The sequence below is a fragment of the Aeromonas sp. ZOR0002 genome, assembly GCF_963866995.1.
In the GTDB taxonomy this organism is placed as follows: domain Bacteria; phylum Pseudomonadota; class Gammaproteobacteria; order Enterobacterales; family Aeromonadaceae; genus Aeromonas; species Aeromonas caviae.
In genome coordinates this window covers 3210-4589 of record NZ_CAWMFQ010000170.1, presented here as the reverse complement: position 1 = coordinate 4589, position 1380 = coordinate 3210, and the positions used below count along the sequence as shown (strand labels likewise).

1 protein-coding gene is annotated in these 1380 nt (G+C 64.2%); it reads right to left on the bottom strand.

The window, feature by feature from the left end; genetic code table 11:
* Positions 1-1380 (bottom strand): methyl-accepting chemotaxis protein (locus tag AACR77_RS09935; protein ID WP_042881164.1); only part of this gene is annotated, 1380 nt, incomplete at both ends.

Sequence of the window (1380 nt, the reverse complement as noted above, 5' to 3'; positions counted from 1 at the left end):
CACAGTTCACCGCGCGGGCCGTGGTCTGTTGCAGGGTTTCGATGGTGGACTGGATCTCCTGAGTGGAATCCTGGGTACGGCGCGACAACACCCGCACCTCGTCCGCCACCACGGCGAAACCGCGACCCTGTTCGCCGGCACGGGCCGCTTCGATGGCCGCGTTCAGCGCCAGCAGGTTGGTCTGCTCGGCGATACCCTGGATGGTGGAGAGGATGCCGGAGATGGCCTGAGCGTGACGGCTCAGTTCACCGATGACGCCGGTCGCCTGCCCCACTTCCTCGGCCAGGTTGTTGATGGATTGGCGAGTCTGGTTCACCAGGATCTTGCCCTGTTCACTGCTCTGGGCGGATTGCTGGGCGGCGGCAGCGGTGTTCTCGGCGTTGCCCGCGATCTCCATGGTGGCACTCGCCATCTCGGTAACGGCGGTGGCGACCATGGTCACCTCCTGTTGCTGGCGTTGCAGCTCTTCCACCGCGGCCTGGTTGGTCACCAGACTGCGTTCGGCATCGGCGTTCAGCTCGTTGGCAAGCTGACGGATGTTGGCGATGAGCTGATGCTGGCTGCCCACGAAGCGGTTGAAGCTGCCGGCGAGCTGGCCCACTTCGTCATTGGCGTCGATCTTGATGCGCTGGGTCAGATCGCCGTTACCGTCGGCGATGCGGGCCAGGGCCTGGGACACCTTGGTGAGGGGACCGAGCAGCAGGCTGACCAGCCAGGAGATGGCGAGAATGCTGCCCACCAGCACCAGCAGGGCCAGGCCGAGCTGGGTCATCAGCAGGGAGGAGAGCGGCGCCTCCAGGGTGCTCTTGTCCAGTACCAGCACCAGCTCCCAGTCGGTGTCCGGAATGTCCGTCGCCCACAGCAGCTTGTCACGCCCCTCGTTGTCGAAGAAAGCAGGCACCAGACTGTTGCTCGCCTTGCTCTGATCGATCAGGGCATTGGTCAAATCGTTGTCGATCTCGCTGGCCGGCTTCATCGCCTTGGCCGCATCCTTGTAGGCGATGACGGTGCCGTCCTTGTGCATCAGGATGGCGAAGCCGTCCGCCGGCAGCTTCATCTTGGTGATGTCATCCACCAGGGAGGCGATGGAGAGATCCCCCCCCACCACGCCGCCCTGGGCAGGCTGGGCCAGGGTCACCACCAGGATGTTGTAGGCCACGTCGAGGTAGGGTTTGGTGACGATCATACCGCCCTTGGCCATGGCTTCCTGATACCAGCCACGGGAGCGGGGATCGTAACCGTCGCGGTTGATGGAGGGGTCGGAGTCGTTCATCTTGCCGCTGCCCTCACCAAAATAGGTGAGCTGGAAACGGCCGGACACCTGGGCCTGTTGCAGGGCGTTGAGGGGCTCGGCACCGGCCTTGTTGCCAAGGGCCTGGA